At 33.8% G+C, this 19204-nt stretch carries 18 protein-coding genes and 1 tRNA gene; 10 read left to right on the top strand and 9 right to left on the bottom strand.

All coding sequences use genetic code 11. The features are described 5' to 3' along the window. Positions 1 to 9: 9 nt before the first annotated feature. Positions 10 to 1239: a 2-oxoglutarate dehydrogenase complex dihydrolipoyllysine-residue succinyltransferase gene (gene odhB, locus PHR76_RS03630; protein WP_300058651.1), complete on the top strand. Its 1230-nt coding sequence runs from the start codon at positions 10 to 12 to the stop codon at positions 1237 to 1239. 72 nt (positions 1240 to 1311) lie between these two features. Here odhB and PHR76_RS03625 read toward each other — a convergent pair whose 3' ends face one another. The 3 genes from PHR76_RS03625 to PHR76_RS03615 form a co-directional block, all read right to left on the bottom strand. Next, the gene (locus PHR76_RS03625) at positions 1312 to 1773 is read right to left on the bottom strand and encodes a hypothetical protein (RefSeq protein ID WP_300058649.1); all 462 of its coding nucleotides are present in this window, start codon (positions 1771 to 1773) and stop codon (positions 1312 to 1314) included. 134 nt (positions 1774 to 1907) lie between these two features. Beyond that, positions 1908 to 2852 carry a DUF4476 domain-containing protein gene (locus PHR76_RS03620; protein ID WP_300058648.1) on the bottom strand — a complete coding sequence of 315 codons (945 nt, stop codon included), beginning with the start codon at positions 2850 to 2852 and terminating at the stop codon, positions 1908 to 1910. A gap of 124 nt (positions 2853 to 2976) precedes the next feature. Then, positions 2977 to 3435: a retropepsin-like aspartic protease gene (locus PHR76_RS03615; RefSeq protein ID WP_300058706.1), complete on the bottom strand. Its 459-nt coding sequence runs from the start codon at positions 3433 to 3435 to the stop codon at positions 2977 to 2979. Positions 3436 to 3526: 91 nt separating this feature from the next. Between PHR76_RS03615 and PHR76_RS03610 the strand changes: the two genes are divergently transcribed. The 9 genes from PHR76_RS03610 (at position 3527) to PHR76_RS03570 (ending at position 9870) form a co-directional block, all read left to right on the top strand. Next, positions 3527 to 4294: a TatD family hydrolase gene (locus PHR76_RS03610; RefSeq protein WP_300058646.1), complete on the top strand. Its 768-nt coding sequence runs from the start codon at positions 3527 to 3529 to the stop codon at positions 4292 to 4294. A 60-nt stretch (positions 4295 to 4354) separates the two neighbouring features. Next, complete coding sequence (locus tag PHR76_RS03605) at positions 4355 to 5497, top strand: 1-acyl-sn-glycerol-3-phosphate acyltransferase (RefSeq protein WP_300058644.1); 1143 nt, start codon at positions 4355 to 4357, stop codon at positions 5495 to 5497. After that, complete coding sequence (locus PHR76_RS03600; protein ID WP_300058704.1) at positions 5481 to 6509, top strand: asparaginase; 1029 nt, start codon at positions 5481 to 5483, stop codon at positions 6507 to 6509. Before PHR76_RS03605 ends, PHR76_RS03600 begins: the two co-directional genes overlap by 17 nt. Before the next feature lie 76 nt (positions 6510 to 6585). After that, positions 6586 to 6673, top strand: a tRNA-Ser gene (locus tag PHR76_RS03595). Between the two features lie 84 nt (positions 6674 to 6757). Further along, positions 6758 to 7564: a MotA/TolQ/ExbB proton channel family protein gene (locus PHR76_RS03590; RefSeq protein WP_300058642.1), complete on the top strand. Its 807-nt coding sequence runs from the start codon at positions 6758 to 6760 to the stop codon at positions 7562 to 7564. A gap of 18 nt (positions 7565 to 7582) precedes the next feature. Then, a complete protein-coding gene (locus PHR76_RS03585) occupies positions 7583 to 8002 on the top strand; it encodes a hypothetical protein (RefSeq protein WP_300058640.1) in 420 nt (139 codons plus the stop codon). Positions 8003 to 8005: 3 nt separating this feature from the next. Then, a complete protein-coding gene (locus tag PHR76_RS03580) occupies positions 8006 to 8623 on the top strand; it encodes a biopolymer transporter ExbD (RefSeq protein WP_300058638.1) in 618 nt (205 codons plus the stop codon). Between the two features lie 17 nt (positions 8624 to 8640). Then, positions 8641 to 9114, top strand: a complete 474-nt coding sequence (locus PHR76_RS03575; RefSeq protein ID WP_300058636.1) for a biopolymer transporter ExbD — start codon at positions 8641 to 8643, stop codon at positions 9112 to 9114. 72 nt (positions 9115 to 9186) lie between these two features. Continuing rightward, complete coding sequence (locus PHR76_RS03570; protein WP_300058634.1) at positions 9187 to 9870, top strand: porin family protein; 684 nt, start codon at positions 9187 to 9189, stop codon at positions 9868 to 9870. Here the strand turns inward: PHR76_RS03570 and PHR76_RS03565 are convergent. The 6 genes from PHR76_RS03565 to frr form a co-directional block, all read right to left on the bottom strand. Further along, positions 9865 to 10470, bottom strand: coding sequence for a hypothetical protein (locus tag PHR76_RS03565; RefSeq protein ID WP_300058632.1), 606 nt, complete (start codon positions 10468 to 10470; stop codon positions 9865 to 9867). The two genes, PHR76_RS03570 and PHR76_RS03565, sit on opposite strands and share 6 nt — an antisense overlap. 5 nt (positions 10471 to 10475) lie before the next feature. Further along, a complete protein-coding gene (gene rpoN, locus PHR76_RS03560) occupies positions 10476 to 11939 on the bottom strand; it encodes an RNA polymerase factor sigma-54 (protein WP_300058630.1) in 1464 nt (487 codons plus the stop codon). Between the two features lie 83 nt (positions 11940 to 12022). Then, entirely contained in the window at positions 12023 to 13471 is a 1449-nt protein-coding gene (gene asnS, locus PHR76_RS03555) for an asparagine--tRNA ligase (RefSeq protein WP_300058628.1), read from the bottom strand. A 69-nt stretch (positions 13472 to 13540) separates the two neighbouring features. Beyond that, on the bottom strand, positions 13541 to 15928 hold the full coding sequence (locus tag PHR76_RS03550; RefSeq protein WP_300058626.1) for an MMPL family transporter: 2388 nt from the start codon (positions 15926 to 15928) through the stop codon (positions 13541 to 13543). A gap of 91 nt (positions 15929 to 16019) precedes the next feature. After that, a complete protein-coding gene (locus PHR76_RS03545) occupies positions 16020 to 18506 on the bottom strand; it encodes a DUF5686 family protein (RefSeq protein WP_300058624.1) in 2487 nt (828 codons plus the stop codon). Between the two features lie 69 nt (positions 18507 to 18575). After that, on the bottom strand, positions 18576 to 19139 hold the full coding sequence (frr, locus tag PHR76_RS03540) for a ribosome recycling factor (protein WP_300058622.1): 564 nt from the start codon (positions 19137 to 19139) through the stop codon (positions 18576 to 18578). Positions 19140 to 19204 lie beyond the last annotated feature (65 nt).

The following is a 19204-nucleotide window of genomic DNA, read 5'->3' as shown; positions in this document are numbered from 1 at the left end:
AAATAGAATATGATTTTAGAAATGAAAGTGCCTTCACCAGGCGAATCGATAAAAGAAGTAGAAATTGCCACTTGGTTAGTAAAAGATGGTGATTATGTAGAAAAAGACCAAGCTATTGCTGAGGTTGATTCTGATAAAGCAACCTTAGAATTACCAGCTGAAGCTAGCGGAATCATTACGTTAAAAGCGGAAGAAGGCGATGCGGTTGCTGTTGGGGCAGTGGTGTGTTTAATCGACACTAGTGCTGCAAAACCAAATGCAGTCCAAAGTCAAACGTCTGAAAGTCCGAAAACGGAGGAGAAAAAAGTAGAAGAAAAAAAGACTGAGGCTCCAAAGGCAGCTCCTGCTCCAGAGAAATCGTATGCTACACAAGCTCCTTCTCCTGCGGCTAAAAAAATATTAAACGAAAAAAACATTCAGCCCACAGATATAATTGGAACTGGAAAAGGGGGACGAATTACCAAAGATGATGCAGTAAATGCGGTTCCTTCTATGGGAACACCTACTGGTGGAAGCCGTGGTTCTGAACGTTCAAAATTATCGATGTTGCGTCGTAAAGTAGCAGAGCGTTTAGTTTCTGCAAAAAATGAAACAGCGATGTTGACGACGTTTAACGAAGTTAATCTAACCAACGTAAATAAATTAAGAAGCGAATATAAAGAGGTGTTTAAAGATAAACACGGTCTAAGTTTAGGCTTCATGTCGTTCTTTACAAAAGCCGTAACAAGAGCATTAAAATTATATCCTGACGTGAACTCTATGATCGATGGCGATTATAAAATAGCGTATGATTTTTGTGATATTTCGGTTGCCGTTTCAGGCCCAAAAGGGCTAATGGTTCCTGTCGTAAGAAATGCAGAAACCTTGTCTTTCCGTGGAATTGAAGGAGAAATCAAACGTTTGGCTATCCGTGCTCGTGATGGTCAAATTACGGTAGATGATATGACTGGTGGAACATTCACTATATCTAATGGTGGCGTTTTCGGTAGTATGTTGTCTACACCAATTATTAATCCACCACAATCGGGAATTTTAGGAATGCACAACATTATTGAGCGTCCAATTGCAGTTGATGGTCAAGTGGTTATTGCTCCAATGATGTATGTTGCTTTGTCTTATGACCACCGAATTATCGATGGGCGTGAGTCAGTAGGTTTCTTAGTTGCCATTAAAGAAGGTTTAGAAAACCCAGCAGAACTATTAATGGATAACAATCCAAAGAAAGCATTAGAGCTCTAGTTCTTAATTGATATAAAGTAAAAATCCCGTTTAGTTTTCTAAACGGGATTTTTATTTGAATAATATTATCAATTAATATTGAATATTAAATGTACCATTAGTGAAAACTAATTCAACACCCTCTCCAGTTCCTGAAAAGCTTGTCATTGTTCCTGAAAAGTTTCCAATTAATTTTTTACTATCGTTGTTTGTCGTAACGTTAGTTGAAATAGTTGTATTGTAGTAGAATGCTCCATCTTTTGTATAGTTAAAAGAATAAATAGCATTTGCTCCTAAATCGCCTTTATCTACAATAAAAGTTATGATTTCGTTTGTGTTCGTTCCAATAACTCCAGTTACTGTAAGTTCAGTATATTCATCAACTGTTCCAGCATCAAACACTTCTTCATTAACAACAACCGTGTTGAATGTTTTAGCTTGTCCATCAATAGTTACATTAATTGTCCCCCCAATTGAAGGAGCTGAATCATCATCACTTGAACAAGACGTTAATGCTAAAGTACTAGCAGCTAAGAATAAAAATAATTTTTTCATGATAAGGTTTTATAAAATTTGGTGCAAAAATAAACGAATTATCTGAATTTGCAACTTTGCTGTTAAAATAAATAAAATTCACAAAAAAAACACGTTGTTCTTCACGTGTTTTTTAACTTAATCTAATAATTTAACTATCTTCTTGAAATGTAGTCGGTCAATTCATCCACGCTGGTACTAAAAGAAAAAACATCATTTACTTTAAAATAATTTCTAGGTTCAACACAGGCATCATAAGCAAATTTTGCAAAATCTAATTTAGAATCTTCAAACCCAAAAATTTGACAAATTGCTATAATTTGATTCGTGTTCAAACAGTTGCTTTGTGCAATTTGTTTTGCGGTTTTTAGGCGAGTATCATCAAATCCTTGTTTTTTAATCGTTGCCAAAGCACTATTAAAATCGGCTTGATTCATTGGTCTTTTGTTCGCACAAGTTGGATTACTATCTTGCGGATAATGGGCAGGCCCACCATTTGAAGTGCCAATAGTGGTAGTTTCGGTTACCGTCGTACTTCCACTAAAAACAGGGTCATTAATAGAAATATTCACGCCCACTCCGCCCACACTCACACCCGCATTGATACCGTTATTGGTGGTGGTGGTCGTTGTTGTTTGTTGAATCACGCCAACAGAGGTATTTTGTTGAATGACAATGGGTGGAGCAGGTTGTCCCCATTGTCTTACATACATATTAGAAGGCGGGATAAATCCTTGCACAACAGGAATCATTGAAAAGAAATTCAACTTCATTTTCTTATTGTTGTTTTTATCTCTTTTAATTTTATAAGTAACATCCATAAAAACACCATCCACATCGGTTACTTGTAAATAGTTTTTCGAAATTTCATTTCGGGTGTTCTCTTCAAAAATAATTTTAGCATTATAATACGGTTGTACTAATTCTTCTACACGAATATTAGTCTGAGCCACATCATTTATTCGTTCGCCATTTAAAACTAAGAAGAATTTATCACCATCTTCCGAAAAAATTGTCAAATGACCAAAGGGCTGAATTTGCCCAAAAGCAAGCGTTGTTAGCAGTAAAACAAACGCAGTAAAAGTAATTTTGTGTTTCATAAAAGGGTTGAAATTTTGGTTAAAAGTAATTACTTTTCTGAGTTTTCCAAATAGTATGCCAAAAATTTGTCAGCGTGGTGTAATAGCGTAATAGCTACAGCTGTAAACAAACCGATTTAAACTTTTATTTCATTTTTTGGGTCGGCTTCAATAAATACAAATAATGGTTATAATAATCAATAATGGCTTTGCCTTGCAGTAAAACATCGGCACCAATTATACCATGAACTGGCTTGGCTTTATATTGTGTCAAAGCAACGTTTACATGTGTTAAATCAAAAATCACCAATTGAATATTTTTAGCTTTCCAACGGCCTAATTGAAAAGCAGTGTTTTTTCCCACTAAAGTTTCCATTCCTGTTGCACCTGCTCCGGCTGCTTTGGTTTCGGAGGCTCCGGCATTGACTTTAAATAATTCGATACTTTCAAATCCAATACAACTGTTAGACGCTCCGGTGTCTAAAATAAAATTACCTTTTACCCCATTAATACTAGCTTTAATTAGTAAATGTTGTGTTTTAGAAACTTTAAAAGCAATTTTTTGATATCCTTTATCTTTTAAAATATCGTGTAAGTTTTTCATTTTCATTTTTTGAGTTTCAAATGTAGATAAATTTAAAGGTCAAACAAATGTTGGTAACTTAATAATCGTTCTTTTTCCGTATTTTTGCCCGATGATTTTAACAGATACGCACACCCATTTATATTCTGAAGAATTTGAGGCAGACCGAGACGAAATGATGCAACGTGCCATAAATGCTGGCGTAAGTCGCTTTTTTGTTCCGGCAATTGATGCTTCGTGCACACAAGCAATGTATGATTTAGAGGCTCATTATCCTGCCCATGTTTTTTTAATGGCCGGTTTACATCCTTGTTATGTCAAAGAAAATTTTGAAGAAGAATTAGCTCACGTTGAACTTCAATTGAAACAACGAAAATTTGTGGCGATTGGCGAAATTGGTATTGATTTATTTTGGGATAAATCCACGTTAGAAATTCAGAAAGTGGCCTTTAGACGTCAAATTCAATTGGCAAAGCAATATCAATTACCAATTGTAATTCATTGTCGGGATTCGTTTGATGAAATATTTGACGTATTAGAAGCTGAAAAAGGTGTGGATTTAAGAGGGATATTTCACTGTTTTACGGGAACTTTTGAACATGCTCAACAAGCACTTTCTTATAATATGAAGTTAGGAATTGGCGGTGTAGTGACGTTTAAAAACGGAAAAATTGACCAATTCATTAATCAAATTCCAATAGAAGAATTGGTTTTAGAAACCGATTCACCTTATTTAGCTCCCGTTCCTTTCCGTGGAAAACGAAATGAAAGTGGTCATATTCTTTTAGTAGCCAAGAAGCTCAGTGAATTGTACCAAATACCCATCGAAGAAATTGCAAAAATTACCACTTCTACTGCAAAGTCGGTATTTGGAATTTAATTTATTAATTCATAAAAGTCACATTTTTTTTGTTCATTTGTACAATTAAACAATTCATAAATGCCAATTTTTGATTCTATCCGTCCTTATTACGACAGTGAAGTAAATGAAGGAATTTGTTCTGTAATTCATCATCCGATGATGAAGGCCTTGATGAATTTTGCTTTTCCAGAAGTAGAAGAATCAGTTTGGAAAGAACAACTTGAGAAGACACATTCTATTCGCGATTTTCAAATTAATTTTATTTATCAATCGGTACAGAAAGTGTTGCAACGAAGTTCAGAAGGATTGACAACTTCTGGTTTTGAAAAGCTAGATAAAAACACCTCCTATCTTTTTATATCGAATCATCGTGATATTATTTTAGACACTTCTCTATTAAATGTCTGCTTGTATGACCATGGGTTAATTATGACTGCTTCGGCAATTGGAGATAATTTAGTGAAGAAGGATTTTCTTTTAAAATTGTCTAAACTCAACCGTAATTTTTTAGTGCTTCGAGGATTGTCGCCGAGAGAATTGCTGCAAAGCTCTAAATTAATGTCTGAATATATTAGGCAATTATTGTTAAGAGAAAACCGTTCCGTTTGGATTGCTCAACGCGAGGGAAGAACCAAAGATGGCAATGATGCAACGCATCAAGGGGTTTTAAAAATGCTCGGAATGGGTTCTGATGAAGACAATGTGTTGGATTATTTTAAGAAAATTAAAATTGTTCCGGTTTCTATATCGTATGAATATGATCCGACAGATGCCTTAAAAATGCCACAATTGATGGCAGAAGCCAATAATGAAATTTACATTAAAGAAAAAAATGAAGATTTTATAACCTTGCTCAGCGGAATCATGGGACAGAAGAAACGAATTCACATTCATGTAGGTGATGTGCTAGACCAAGAAATAGAAGAAATTAAAAAGACGCAAGAGAATAGTAATAAGCAAATTCAAGCAGTTGCTCAAGCGATAGACGAGTCAATATTGAGTTCCTATAGGCTTTGGCCAACCAATTATATTGCGTATGATATTTTGCACCAGACCAATCAACACCAACATTTATATACAGAAACCGAAAAATCGTTGTTTGAACGACGTTTAGAGATGAAAATCGATGTCTCAAATCAAGTTATGGTTGAAAGTTTTTTAGCGATGTATTCCAACCCTGTGAGCAATCAGTTGAATTATCATGATGCCAGTACAAGCTAACATATTATTAATCTACACCGGTGGTACAATCGGTATGATGAAAGATTTTGAAACAGGAGCGTTAAAAGCGTTTAATTTCAAAAAATTACTGCAACGTATTCCAGAATTAAAGCAATTGGATTGTGCTATAGAAACAATTTCTTTTGAAAAGCCAATCGATTCCTCTAATATGAGTATTATCGAATGGGTTGAAATGGCAAAAATTATTGAACGCGAATATGATCGCTTTGATGGATTTGTGATATTACATGGCTCAGACACGATGTCTTATTCGGCTTCTGCTTTGAGTTTTATGTTAGAAAACTTAGCAAAGCCAGTAGTTTTTACGGGTTCTCAATTGCCTATTGGAGATTTGCGAACAGATGCGAAAGAAAACCTGATTACTGCAATTCAAATTGCATCGCTTCAGAAAAAAGGGAAACCTGTTTTTCAGGAAGTTTGTTTGTATTTTGAATATAAATTATACCGCGGAAACCGGACAACTAAAATAAACGCAGAACATTTTAATGCTTTTTCGTCGCCAAATTATCCAGCATTAGCAGAGTCGGGGGTGCATTTAAAAGTAAATAATGAAACAATTTTAACCAAAACAAGAGCCAAAAAATTACAAGTACACACAGAATTGGACTCAAATGTGTTAATAATAAAAATGTTTCCGGGTTTAAATGAAACAATTTTTGCAGCATTAATCGATGTGCCAAATTTAAAAGGAATAATTATTGAAACCTATGGGGCTGGAAATGCACCGTCTGAAGATTGGTTTATTTCTTTGTTGAAAAAAGCAATAAAAAACGGAATTTACGTTATCAATGTGACGCAATGTTCAGGCGGAAGTGTGAATATGGGGCAATATGAAACGAGTACTTATTTAAAAAAAATAGGAATTATATCCGGAAAAGATATCACAACAGAGGCTGCTGTCACTAAATTAATGTATTTATTAGGGCAAAAAGTTTCACCTAAAGTGTTCAAAACCATTTTTGAAACTCCCTTGCGTGGAGAATTGTCATAAAAATAACAAATTAAATTTTACCAAGTGAGATTTTTTTCGTTATTTGGCTCCCTTGAAATGCATTGTAATGGATGTGGGAGAGGTGTCCGAGTGGTCGAAGGAGCACGCCTGGAAAGTGTGTATACTCCAAAAGGGTATCAAGGGTTCGAATCCCTTTCTCTCCGCTCATTTTTTTATAATTTGTGTTTTTTTAAAAATTAATTTATACCTTTAACCTGATTAACTAATTAAAATTAAGAACAAAAGCAATGAAGAAATTATTTTCTATTTTAGCAATCGCAGGTCTAATGACGTTTGGAACAGTTCAAGCTCAAGACTCCACTCAAACAACTGAACCAGCAGTAGAAGAAACTGTTACTGCTACAGTTGAGGAAACAGCAACTGACATGGTTGCAGATGAAGAAACAGCAACCGCTGAAAAATCGTTTACACAAGAATTAAAAGAAAGATTTATCCAAGGGGGTCCAGGCTTTATGGGTATTGTTTTATTGTGTTTGATTTTAGGTTTGGCCATTGCAATTGAAAGAATCATTTATTTAAATCTTTCAACAACTAATTCAAAAAAATTAATAAAAGATGTTGAAGATGCACTTCAATCAGGAGGTGTAAATGCTGCAAAAGAAGTTTGTAGAAATACAGCTGGGCCAGTAGCGTCTATCTTTTATCAAGGATTAGACCGTATCGATCACGGAGTAGAATCTGCTGAAAAAGCGGTAGTTTCTTACGGAGGTGTTCAAATGGGACAATTAGAGAAAAATGTATCTTGGATTTCTTTATTTATCGCTTTAGCTCCGATGTTAGGGTTCATGGGAACAGTAATCGGGATGATTCAAGCTTTCGATAAAATTGAAGCAGCAGGAAACATGGATGCCTCATTAGTTGCGGGTGGTATTAAAGTAGCGTTATTAACAACGGTATTTGGACTTATCGTAGCGATGATTCTTCAAGTGTTTTATAATTACATTATTGCAAAAATTGACTCTATCGTTAACGATATGGAAGATGCTTCTATCAGTTTAGTAGATATACTAGTAGACTACAAAAACAAAAAATAATTTTAAATAACAATTACTATGAACTTAAATAAGTTAGCCAGATTAGTGGTAATGGTCTTAAGTGTACTTGCTATTGTATTTTTGGCAACCATCATGATGTCAGATGCTAGTGACGGTGGGATGATTACACCGATCATTTATGTAGCCTACGTGATGTTAATTATTGCAATTGTATTTGTAGCATATTATATGATCAAAGGTCTGATGGCAAAAAAAGGAGACTTAAAAAAGACTTTTATTAGCATTGGAGCTTTTCTTGGGGTGTTTGTCATTGCATTTGTTTTTGCAGATGGTACGGCAGTTCCCTTGAAAGATGGAGGAGAAGTTTCTGCTTTTGCTTCTAAAATGGTCAGTACTGGACTTAATGCATTTTATATTTTGGCTTTAGTAGCTATTTTATTAATGTTTTTCACGGGATATACACGAATTAAAAAATAAATCATGGCAAGAAAAAACAGAAGTGCACCACCAGAAGTGAATGCTGGATCTATGGCAGATATTGCATTCTTGCTGTTAATTTTCTTCTTGGTAACTACGACAATCCAAACAGATCAAGGTATTAATCGTAAGTTGCCTCCAATTGATGATACCCAAAAACCAGAAGACAACATCATTAAAGAGAAAAATATCTTCACGGTATTGATTAACAGAAATGATCAATTGTTGGTGGAAGATAAATTGGTTGAATTAAAAGATTTAAGACAGAAAGCGATTGATTTCCTTGATAATGGCGGAGATGGTACTTGTACTTATTGTAAAGGACTAAAAGATGAGTTTTCATCTGATAATCCTGATAAAGCAATTATTTCCCTTCAAAATGATGCAGAAACCTCTTATAAAGCCTATATCGCTGTTCAAAATGAATTAGTAGCAGCCTATTATTTTTTAAGAGATAGAGAATGTTTAGCTCGATACGGCAAGAGCTTTAGAGAATTAGAGGCCATGTTTGATGATCCGAAAACGACAGAAACTCAACGTAATAAAATTGAGCCAATCATAAAAGATATTCAAACCTTGTTTCCTCAGAAATTATCTGAAGCTGAACCGAAGCGTAATTAATTATAAATTTTAGAAGTATGTCTAAATTTAAAAAGAAAAAAGACGGAGGAACTCCTGCCATTTCAACGGCATCGTTACCAGATATCGTTTTTATGTTATTATTCTTTTTTATGGTTGCAACCGTAATGAAAGACAATGACTTAAAAATCCAAAATAACTTGCCTAAAGCAGACCAAGTAACCAAATTGGAAAAGAAAGATAGGGTAATATTTATTTTTGCTGGGAAACCTCACCAAAAGTACCAAAAACAATATGGTGAAGGAGCTCGTATTCAATTGAACGATCGATTGTCTGCTGTTTCTGATATTAGAAATTTTATTTTAGCAGAAAGAGCTGCAAGAGATCCGGAATTAGAGAAAGTTCTTACAACTTCTTTGAAAATTGATAAGGATGCTAAAATGGGTCTTGTTGGAGAAATAAAACAAGAATTAAGAAAAATGGATGCGTTAAAAATCAATTATACCACCACAAAGGGAAGTGTATTAGATTAAAACAAATTTTATATGATAAAAGCCACGCATTGCGTGGCTTTTTTTGTAATTTTAACTTTCTAAATATAGTGTATGCGGCTCTCTCTATTTTTATTTTTTTTCTGTTATGCTATGGTGGGTCAGGATACTTTGTCCTCCCAAAAAAAAGTTGATTTAAAATACCGCGAAGACCAATTTTATGTTGGAATTACCTATAATACTTTTCTAAATAAACCGAGTGGATTAACTCAAAAAACATTTTCTCCAGGTATAAATTTAGGCTTTTTGCGTGATATGCCCATTAATAAAGACCGAACTTTTGCTTTTGCTGCAGGTCTAGGGTTTTCCTATCAAGCGTACAGTCAAAATTTATTAGTTGTTGAAGAAGAAGGCGTTTATACTTATTCTATAATCGAGTCGGATGTTTCTTTTCGAAAAAACAGATTTACCACATTAAATATCGATTTGCCCATCGAGTTTAGATGGAGAACCTCTACACCCCAAAGTCATAAGTTTTTTAGATTATATACGGGCTTTAAAGTGAGCTATCTTTTGTATGACGAATCGCGTTTTATTTCGAGTCAAGGAAATAGTATTGTTAAAAATAATCCAGAACTTAATGCTTTGCAATATGGCGTTTATTTAGCTTCTGGCTATAATACGTGGAACTTTTATGCTTACTACGGCATTAATCCGCTGTATGATAATGTGAAGATTGGAAGCAATACATTAGATGTTAGCTTGATTCACTTAGGACTTCAGTTTTACATCTTATAACCAAAAAGGCCAAAAGAAAATTTGTGGCAATGCTCCACAAACAAACCCTAAGGTTAATTCACTCAGCGTGTGAGCTTTCATCGCCAAACGAGAGGAGCCGACAAATCCAATTAATAAAATGCAGGCGGCAATAGTATAGAGCAAAGAAATTTCAATATGCAGACTAACACCGATTACAAAAAAAGTTAGTGCAACAATTCCTAACATATGTAAACTTGCTTTCTTTTTTAGAAGTAAAAACAAAAAGGCTAGAATTGAGCTAAACATGCCTCCTACAAAGAAATAATGCAATTCTGGTATTCTGTCTGATGTGACGCTCTTTTGCGTTAAAATAAACAATAATATACAGTTAATCAAAAGCGGAATTTTTCTTTGCGAAAGTTCCTCAGCCATTATACTGTCTATTTTGCCTAATGATAAGAGTAGGTAAAACATCGAAATGGGTATTAATACCATAATAATAACGATTTGAATGAGAAAGAGGTAGATTTCTTCAATCACATAAAAATCATGAAATAAAGTAAAATAGAACAAACCAGCATAAACCGAAATGAACAACGGATGAAATATATAGGAGAAAACGGGAAGAATTTTTTTCAATTTCTTTATATTTTCTTTCGCATGCGAGCAACTGGAATCTCTAATTGTTCACGATACTTTGCCACTGTTCTTCTGGCAATAGGATATCCTTTTTCTTTTAAAATATCTGCTAATTGATCGTCGGGAAGAGGTTTCTTTTTGTCTTCGTCTTCAATAATATTTTGTAATATTTTTTTAATTTCTAAGGTGGAAACATCTTCCCCTTGGTCATTTTTCATTGCTTCGGAGAAGAATTCTTTAATCAATTTTGTGCCGTAGGGTGTATCTACATATTTACTATTCGCAACACGCGAAATAGTAGAAATATCTAAATCAACCATTTCTGCGATATCTTTTAAAATCATCGGACGAAGCTTGGTTTCATCACCGTCTAAAAAAAACTCTTGTTGGTAATGCATAATGGCATTCATCGTGACAAACAAAGTTTCTTGCCTTTGTTTAATGGCATCAATAAACCATTTTGCCGAATCTAATTTTTGTTTAATAAATTGAACCGCATCTTTTTGATTATTCGATTTATCCCGCGAATCTTTATAAGTCCGCAACATGTCTTGATAATCTTTTGAAACATGAAGCTCCGGTGCATTTCTGCCATTTAACAAAAGTTCTAATTCTCCTTCTACAATTCGTATAGTAAAATCGGGCACAACATGTTCAACAATTTTATTATTCCCAGCAAAAGCACCACCTGGTTTAGGGTTTAATTTTTCAATTTCTTCAACCGCTTTTTTAAGTTGTTCTTGCGAAACACCATATTTTTGAAGCAATTTATCATAGTGTTTTTTGGAAAACTGCTCAAATTGATTTTCGATAATGTTGATTGCTAAATCGACATATTCCGTTGGTGTTTTATGTTTTAACTGTAATAGCAAACATTCTTGCAGGTCACGAGCACCTACGCCAGCTGGTTCTAATTCATGAACGACGTGTAAAATTCGCAAGACATTTTCTTCATCAGTATAAATTCCTTGTGTAAAAGCTAAGTCATCCACAATGTCAGCTACTGTTCTTCTAATATAACCCATGTCATCGATACTTCCCACTAAAAACTCAGCAATATCGCGGTCTTCATCAGTTAAGATAAAGGTATTTAATTGGTTAATTAAATCTTGATGAAAAGTGACCGGTGCCACTAAAGGTGTTTCTCGTTCTTCATCATCATCGCTATAATTATTGGCTTGTAACTTATATTCTGGTGTTTCGTCGTTGCTTAAATATTCGTCAATATTGATATCTTCTGCATCAATATGTTCATATTCATCCTCTTCATAATCATCAAACTCTTCTTTTTCATATTCATCAGCAAACTCATCTTCCTCTTTTCCGCCTTCTAAAGCTGGATTTTCATTCATTTCCTCCTTTAAACGTTGTTCAAAAGCCTGCGTAGGCAATTGAATTAACTTCATCAACTGAATTTGTTGAGGAGATAATTTTTGAGATAATTTGAATTGTAAACTGTGTTTTAACATGATTGTTTTTTTAAAAGATTCAAGTTTCAAGTTTCAAGTTGTGGTGAGTTCGACAACCTTAAACTTTAAACCTTAATCAACTATTAGAACTCTGCGTTCTGTGGTGTCCTTGGAAAAGGAATCACATCACGAATATTGGTCATTCCGGTAATAAAAAGCACTAACCGTTCAAATCCTAATCCAAAACCAGAATGAACTGCCGTTCCGAATTTTCGAGTATCTAAATACCACCACAATTCTTCTTCGTCTATGCCCAAAGCTTTCATTTTTTCAACTAAAACATCATAACGTTCTTCCCGTTGAGAGCCGCCAACAATTTCGCCAATACCAGGAAATAAAATATCCATAGCTCTAACTGTTTCTTTTCCAGGCTCTGTATTGTCATTCAAACGCATGTAAAATGCTTTGATTTTTGCTGGATAATCAAATAAAATTACCGGACATTTAAAGTGTTTTTCTACCAAAAAGCGTTCGTGCTCACTTTGTAAATCGGCACCCCATTCGTCGATAAGATAGTTAAATTTTTTGTTTTTATTAGGTTTAGAATTGCGTAAAATATCAATTGCTTCGGTATACGTAACCCGTTTAAAATTATTCTCTAATACAAAGTTAAGCTTTTCTAACAAAGTCATTTCACTTCGTTCGGCTTGTGGTTTGTTTTTTTCTTCGTCTAAAAGACGTTGCTCCAAGAATTTTAAATCATCTTGGTGTTTATTAACAGTATATTTAATTACATATTTAATAAAATCTTCGGCTAAATCCATATTGTCCGCCAACTCATTGAAAGCAACTTCGGGTTCGATCATCCAAAACTCTGCTAAATGCCGTGAAGTATTTGAATTTTCTGCTCTAAACGTAGGGCCAAAAGTATATACTTGACCTAAAGCCATGGCATAAGCTTCCGCTTCTAATTGACCAGAAACGGTTAAATTAGTTTCTTTTCCAAAAAAATCTTCTTTATAATTTACTTTTCCCTCTTCGGTTCTTGGTGTTTTGTCGAATGGCAGAGCGGTTACTTTAAACATTTCTCCAGCCCCTTCTGCGTCTGAACCAGTAATGATTGGGGTGTTGACATAAAAGAAACCTCGCTCTTGAAAATACTGATGAACGGCAAATGCTAAGGTAGATCGTACCCGCATAATCGCTCCAAAAGCATTCGTTCGCACGCGAAGATGTGCGTTTTCTCTTAAAAACTCAAGTGAATGTTTTTTAGGTTGCATCGGAAATTTGTCTGGATCCGAATCGCCTAAAATAGCAATGCTTTTAACTTGAATTTCAACTTTCTGACCAGCCCCTTTGCTTTCAATTAATGAACCCTTAATGGAAACTGCTGCTCCCGTAGTAATGCGTTTTAAGATTTCTTCTTTAGTATTTTCAAAATCAACTACACATTGAATATTATGAATAGTTGAACCATCATTTAAGGCAATAAATTGATTGTTTCTAAAAGTTCTCACCCATCCTTTAACGCTAATTTCCGTATGAATAGGGGTGTTGTTTAATAAATCGATGACTTTACTGTGCTTGTTCATTTTCTATAAATTTACGATACAAATATACTAACTCGTGTGTTTTTTTTGTGATTTTGTTTCAGGATAATCTTATTCTTCTTCTACTAAGATGTCTATAGTTGGTTCTATAAACTCTTCTTTATTCGCAATTGTTTTTTCTAACGAAAGCAATAAAGCGGGTAATAAAAGTAGGTTAGACAACATTGCAAAAAGCAAAGTTGCCGATACTAAGCCTCCCAAAGCTACCGTTCCGCCAAAACTAGAAATCATGAAAACCGAAAAACCGAAAAATAAAACAATAGAGGTGTAAAACATACTTACTCCAGTTTCTCGTAAGGCACTAAATACCGATTTTCTGATTTTCCAATCATTGGCTTTTAATTCCTGACGGTATTTGGCTAAAAAGTGAATCGTATCGTCTACCGAAATACCAAATGCAATACTAAATACCAAAATGGTAGACGGTTTGATAGGCACGCCAAGATAGCCCATTAATCCGGCTGTAATTATTAATGGCAGTAAGTTTGGAATTAATGAAACGATAATCATTTTAAAAGACCGAAACAAATATGCCATGAAGAGCGAGATTAAAAAGATGGCAAACAATAGGGAAACGATTAAATTATTTACTAAAAAGTCGGTGCCTTTTTGAAAAACCAATGCTTTTCCGGTCATGGTCACGGTGTAACGGTCTGGCGGAAAAACAGTATTGATTTTATCCCACAATTTATCTTCAATTTTATCCATTTTATCGGTTCCGATATCTTTCATGAAGGTTGTTATGCGTGCATGTTGACCGGTAGAATCTACATAGCTTTTCATGAAGTTTTCATTCTTGTCTTTTGTCGCATTTTTAGCATACGTCAAAATAAACCCTTGTTCTTGAGCCGTTGGCAGTTCATAATACTCTGGATTGCCATTGTAATAGGCTTGTTTAGCATATTTAACGACGTTTACAACAGACATTGGGCTGGATAACTCTGGAATTTCAGAAATGACTTCCTGAACTTCTTCCATTTTTTTTAGGGTACTTAATTTCATAACACCTTTTTTGCGTTTGGTGTCAATCATTATTTCCAAAGGCATGATGCCATCAAATTCTTTTTCAAAAAAGACAATATCTTTAAAAAAACCAGTTTTTTTAGGCATGTCTTCAATTAGACTGCCAGAAATCTTAATTTGATAAATCCCGATAATACTAATTACAAGTAAGGTAATTGCAGTTGAAAATATAGCAATTCGATTGTTTTTGACAGTTTTTTCAATCCAATTTACAAATGATCTAGTATAAGCTTTATTTAAATGTTTTAAATGTTTGTCTTTTGGCAAAGGCATAAAACTATAAACAATTGGAATGATCAATAAACATAAAATGAATAATAAGACAATATTGATAGAAGCAATTATACCAAACTCTGTCAATAATTCACTATCCGTAATAATGAAGGTAGCAAAACCAGCAGCAGTGGTTAAATTAGTCATCAACGTGGCATTTCCTACTTTAGAAATTACGCGTTGCAAAGATTTTGCCTGATTGCCATGGTTTTGAATCTCCTGTTGGTATTTGTTAATCAAGAAAATACAATTGGGTATTCCAATTACAATAATTAACGGCGGAATAATAGCGGTTAAAACCGTTATTTCATATCCTAATAATCCCAAAGTTCCAAAAGACCACATTACACCAACAATCACTACACACATGGAGATAAAAGTTGCTCTGAAACTGCGAAAGAAAAAGAAGAAAATAAGTGAAGTGACTAATAAAGCCGCTCCAATAAATATTCCAATTTCATCTACAATATTTTGCGAATTCAACGTTCGGATATAGGGCATTCCCGAAACTTTTAAATCTATTCCTGTCGATTTTTCAAATTTTTCAACTTCTGGTATCAGTACTTTTTCAATAAAATCTTTTCGAACACTTGTGTTGACAATTTTTTTATCTAAATAAAGTGCTGAACGAATGGTTCCAGTTTTTTTATTAAGTAATAGATGTTCGTAGAAAGGAAGTTTTTCAAACAATTCTTTCTGCTTCTCTATCAAATATTCGGCGTTATTGGATTTGGATTTATCAATAAAATCAATAAATTCAAAAGTTTCTAAATTTTCGTTTTTATTTAATTTTTTTAAATCATCTACCGAAATAACCAATTCAACTTCTTTGGATTTTTTTAAAGTATCCATCAGTTGAATCCAAGCTTGAAATTTTTTAGGCGTGAAAAAAGTAGAATCCTTAATTCCGATTATAATCAAATTACCTTCTTCTCCAAATTTTTCAAGAAAGTCGTTGTACTGAAGGTTAACTTCGTGGTGATCTGGAAGTAAATTGGCCTCCGTATATGTAAACCGCATATTTTTCCATTGCAATGCTAAAAACACTGTAAATAAAAAAATGATGGAAAGTATTGTTATTCTATTTCGAAGGATTACTCGGGCAACAGACTCCCAAAAACCCACGCTAAACCATTTGGACATAGGATTGTTTTATGAAGATGCAAAGGTAATGAAATCAAGGCTAAAATAGCGATTTTCAATAAAATTAAAAAGAGTGCAAAAAAGGAATTATTTACAAACTCAATTCAAAAGAAAAAGTAATTTTTATAGCGATATTGTTTGCGAATTTCGGCAAGTGATTGGCACCATAACGATAATAACCACCAAGACCAAAACCGTATAAAACTTGATTTAATTCAATCCCCGATTCAAAAAATCCTTGATTTAATGTTTTATAAGTAATGTCAAGATGTTGGTCTGGATTGTCCATTGCTCCAAAAGCCATTCGAGTTACTAAAGCCAAAGAGGGTTTTACTTTTGGAAAGAGTTCAATACGTTTAAATCCATGTTTGGCATGAACCATAAAGTACCGACTAGAGAAAAACTCATTAAAAAACATGGTTTCAAAGCTATTTTCACCTGCAACGGTTATTCTTCTCCAAACGTTGCTTAGATTAAAATTATTTGGTGACGAACTGTATAAATGTGTTATCGGAACATCGCCAAGTGCAATTCCAGATTGTAATAAAAACGTTGACTTCTGACCATTAATAAATTTTTTTTGGTATTTAAAACGAAAGTCGATTTTTGTAAAATCAAAATTATTACCTAGAAAATCCGGAATGGTTTGCGTGAGCTGAAGCGAAAAAATGGGAAACCTTTTTTCTATTTCAATTTTTCCATTTGGAGTTTGCATAAAATCACTAAATGGGTTCCATTGCATCGAAAAGGAAGCGGTGGTCATGGTATAAGAGGAATATTCTTTTCCATCATTATAAAATAAATAATTGAAAAGAGGGGTGATTTCTGACTGTGTTAATTGCCAAATACTTTCTGATTTAGATAAAATTTTACTTTCTATAAAACCACTCCAACTTTCATGATGATAAAAGGTATTCACGTTAATGGGTCGCGGATCATAAACTTTGAAAACACGTTTGTCTATGGTGAATTTGGTACTACCAATTTCCAAAATATCATCGGTGTAATTGATTCCCATCCACGTGTTCGAAAATTCATCTAAACGAGTAGCAGCACCAATTTTATATTTTACTTCTTGGTCTTTTAAGCCATATGCACTATAACCTTCCAGCCTAAATTTATTAGAAAATCTTTCATTGGTAATGCCGCCCAATCCAAATCGAAATCCTTCATAATTGTTAAAGCTAATTAAGTAACGCAAATCAAAATCAAAAAAACCTAAGGGAGCATAGCCGTTGATTATCTTTCTGCCAAAAAACAATTTGGAGTCGATTCCTTTTCGATAAGCTAAACTGTCTAGCGATTGATAGGTGTTTTTACTTCGCAAATCCAAGCTGTCCATGCGATAGGAATTCCAAAATGCATTATCTTTTTTTACAGCATCATTTTTTATTTCAATCACGACCGACGAGCGGTTGATATCGATTGGAACGTTAAACTCACGGTCAAAAAAATAGGATTTAGATTGAATATACGAAAAGTCAGTTGGATCTTTTTTCTTTTTCAAACCCATTTGTTCATATTCACCATCAAAATAAATCGTTCCGCCTAAAATTTTAAGCGGATCATCATTTTGACCTTTCACCACTTTAAATTCGTTCATGATGGGAAACCAAAGGTTTTCATTTGGTAAATAATCAAAATCATGAATAGAAGTTATGTCTAAAATTCCGCGTATTCGAATAATGGCTTTTGCTAAACCAAAATTTTCAGAATCGATATAAAGCACGCCTTCTAAGCCATTTTTATTTCGTTTTCTTTTGTTTATAAAATAAACCGCATAACAAGTTCGGTTGTTTATTTTGACAGAATTCAAAAATTGATAGTCATAATCTTTTAATCCAAGACTGGAAATCGGACTGACATATTTTGTTTCAAAAAACTCATATTTTTCATCATAAGGCGAAAAAGATTGCAAATTGAAACCAATAATTTCATAAAAGGAATTTTTAAAACCTGACATTTTTGTGCCTAATACCGTTTCTTTTACTTTGTTTTTTTCTTGCTGGAAAAGCGAAACCTTTTCCATTAAAAACAAATGTTGTTTAGAAACTAGACGTTTAAATTTTAAAGAGGAAGAATCAATTTTAATCTTATTACTGTTGCTTTCTATCCATTCTACTTGATTCGGAATGGAATCAGGATTGGCAGTCACAATTAGTTTGTTGTAAATTTTAAATTGAAAAGAGGCTAATTTTTTTTGCGGATTGTTTTGCGGTTCCTTATAGATTACATTTTTAATTAAGGAAATTGTTTCGTTTTTTTTAGTGGTTAATGAATCGATGCTTTCACTTTGTAGATTTGGCATGAGGTTTACCGTTACATAATTTTTGTTTTTAACAAATAAAGTAAACGTTTTATAACCAATATAAGAGATGACAATGGTTTCAAAAGGGTTTTTTGATTCCAATTGAAAAATTCCAGTTACATCAGAACTTGTTTGAATTCCTTTCGGGGTTTCAATAATTGCAAACGGAAGCGGTTTTTGAGTAGCCGCATCTTTTATAATTCCTGCAATTCGGTATTGTGCTTGTGCACCAACCGAACATAAAAGAAAAAATAAAAGAAACTTGTTCATATTATAAAAAAGAATAACAAAAGTAGGTTATTTAAACAAAAAAATCCACTTTTTCAAGTGGATTTGAAGTTATACTTTCATGATTTCGGCTTCTTTAAACGCCAAATGTTCTTCGATTTTTCTAATGTAGGTGTCGGTTACTTTTTGAATAATTTCTTCAGCGTCTTTACAGATATCTTCTGAAGTGCCGTTTTTCTCTTCTTTTTTAATGTCAGTATTAGCATCTTTTCTAGCATTTCTAATTCCGATTTTAGCATCTTCTGCTTCTGATTTTGCTTGTTTTACTAAATCGCGACGGCGTTCTTCCGTTAAGGGCGGAACAGAAATAATAATGTTATCGCCATTGTTCATCGGGTTAAACCCTAAATTGGCGATTTGGATTGCTTTTTCAATTGGATGAAGCATCCCTTTCTCCCAAGGCGTAACGGTTATGGTTCGAGCATCAGGAACATTCACGTTGGCCACTTGTGACAAGGGTGTCTGTGAACCATAATAATCCACAAAAACGCCACCCAACATTTGCGGACTAGCTTTTCCAGCTCTGATGTTTAGAAATTCTTTTTCTAAATGGGCAATTGTACCGTTCATGTGTTCTTTTGCCGTATCGATAATAAAATTTATTTCTTCAGTCATTTTAGTTCGATTTTTAAATTTTTAGACACAAAGTCTTTTTTATTTGTCTTAATACTTAATTTTCT

Source organism: Flavobacterium sp. (assembly GCF_028689845.1).
GTDB lineage: Bacteria > Bacteroidota > Bacteroidia > Flavobacteriales > Flavobacteriaceae > Flavobacterium.
This window is presented reverse-complemented; position numbering and strand designations above follow the sequence as displayed.

Coding starts and splice junctions, on each gene's coding strand:
- odhB (WP_300058651.1), top strand. CDS start 10: ATGATTTTAGAAATGAAAGTGCCTTCACCAGGCGAATCGATAAAAGAA.
- PHR76_RS03625 (WP_300058649.1), bottom strand. CDS start 1,773: ATGAAAAAATTATTTTTATTCTTAGCTGCTAGTACTTTAGCATTAACG.
- PHR76_RS03620 (WP_300058648.1), bottom strand. CDS start 2,852: ATGAAACACAAAATTACTTTTACTGCGTTTGTTTTACTGCTAACAACG.
- PHR76_RS03615 (WP_300058706.1), bottom strand. CDS start 3,435: ATGAAAAACTTACACGATATTTTAAAAGATAAAGGATATCAAAAAATT.
- PHR76_RS03610 (WP_300058646.1), top strand. CDS start 3,527: ATGATTTTAACAGATACGCACACCCATTTATATTCTGAAGAATTTGAG.
- PHR76_RS03605 (WP_300058644.1), top strand. CDS start 4,355: ATGCCAATTTTTGATTCTATCCGTCCTTATTACGACAGTGAAGTAAAT.
- PHR76_RS03600 (WP_300058704.1), top strand. CDS start 5,481: ATGCCAGTACAAGCTAACATATTATTAATCTACACCGGTGGTACAATC.
- PHR76_RS03590 (WP_300058642.1), top strand. CDS start 6,758: ATGAAGAAATTATTTTCTATTTTAGCAATCGCAGGTCTAATGACGTTT.
- PHR76_RS03585 (WP_300058640.1), top strand. CDS start 7,583: ATGAACTTAAATAAGTTAGCCAGATTAGTGGTAATGGTCTTAAGTGTA.
- PHR76_RS03580 (WP_300058638.1), top strand. CDS start 8,006: ATGGCAAGAAAAAACAGAAGTGCACCACCAGAAGTGAATGCTGGATCT.
- PHR76_RS03575 (WP_300058636.1), top strand. CDS start 8,641: ATGTCTAAATTTAAAAAGAAAAAAGACGGAGGAACTCCTGCCATTTCA.
- PHR76_RS03570 (WP_300058634.1), top strand. CDS start 9,187: ATGCGGCTCTCTCTATTTTTATTTTTTTTCTGTTATGCTATGGTGGGT.
- rpoN (WP_300058630.1), bottom strand. CDS start 11,939: ATGTTAAAACACAGTTTACAATTCAAATTATCTCAAAAATTATCTCCT.
- asnS (WP_300058628.1), bottom strand. CDS start 13,471: ATGAACAAGCACAGTAAAGTCATCGATTTATTAAACAACACCCCTATT.
- PHR76_RS03550 (WP_300058626.1), bottom strand. CDS start 15,928: ATGTCCAAATGGTTTAGCGTGGGTTTTTGGGAGTCTGTTGCCCGAGTA.
- PHR76_RS03545 (WP_300058624.1), bottom strand. CDS start 18,506: ATGAACAAGTTTCTTTTATTTTTTCTTTTATGTTCGGTTGGTGCACAA.
- frr (WP_300058622.1), bottom strand. CDS start 19,139: ATGACTGAAGAAATAAATTTTATTATCGATACGGCAAAAGAACACATG.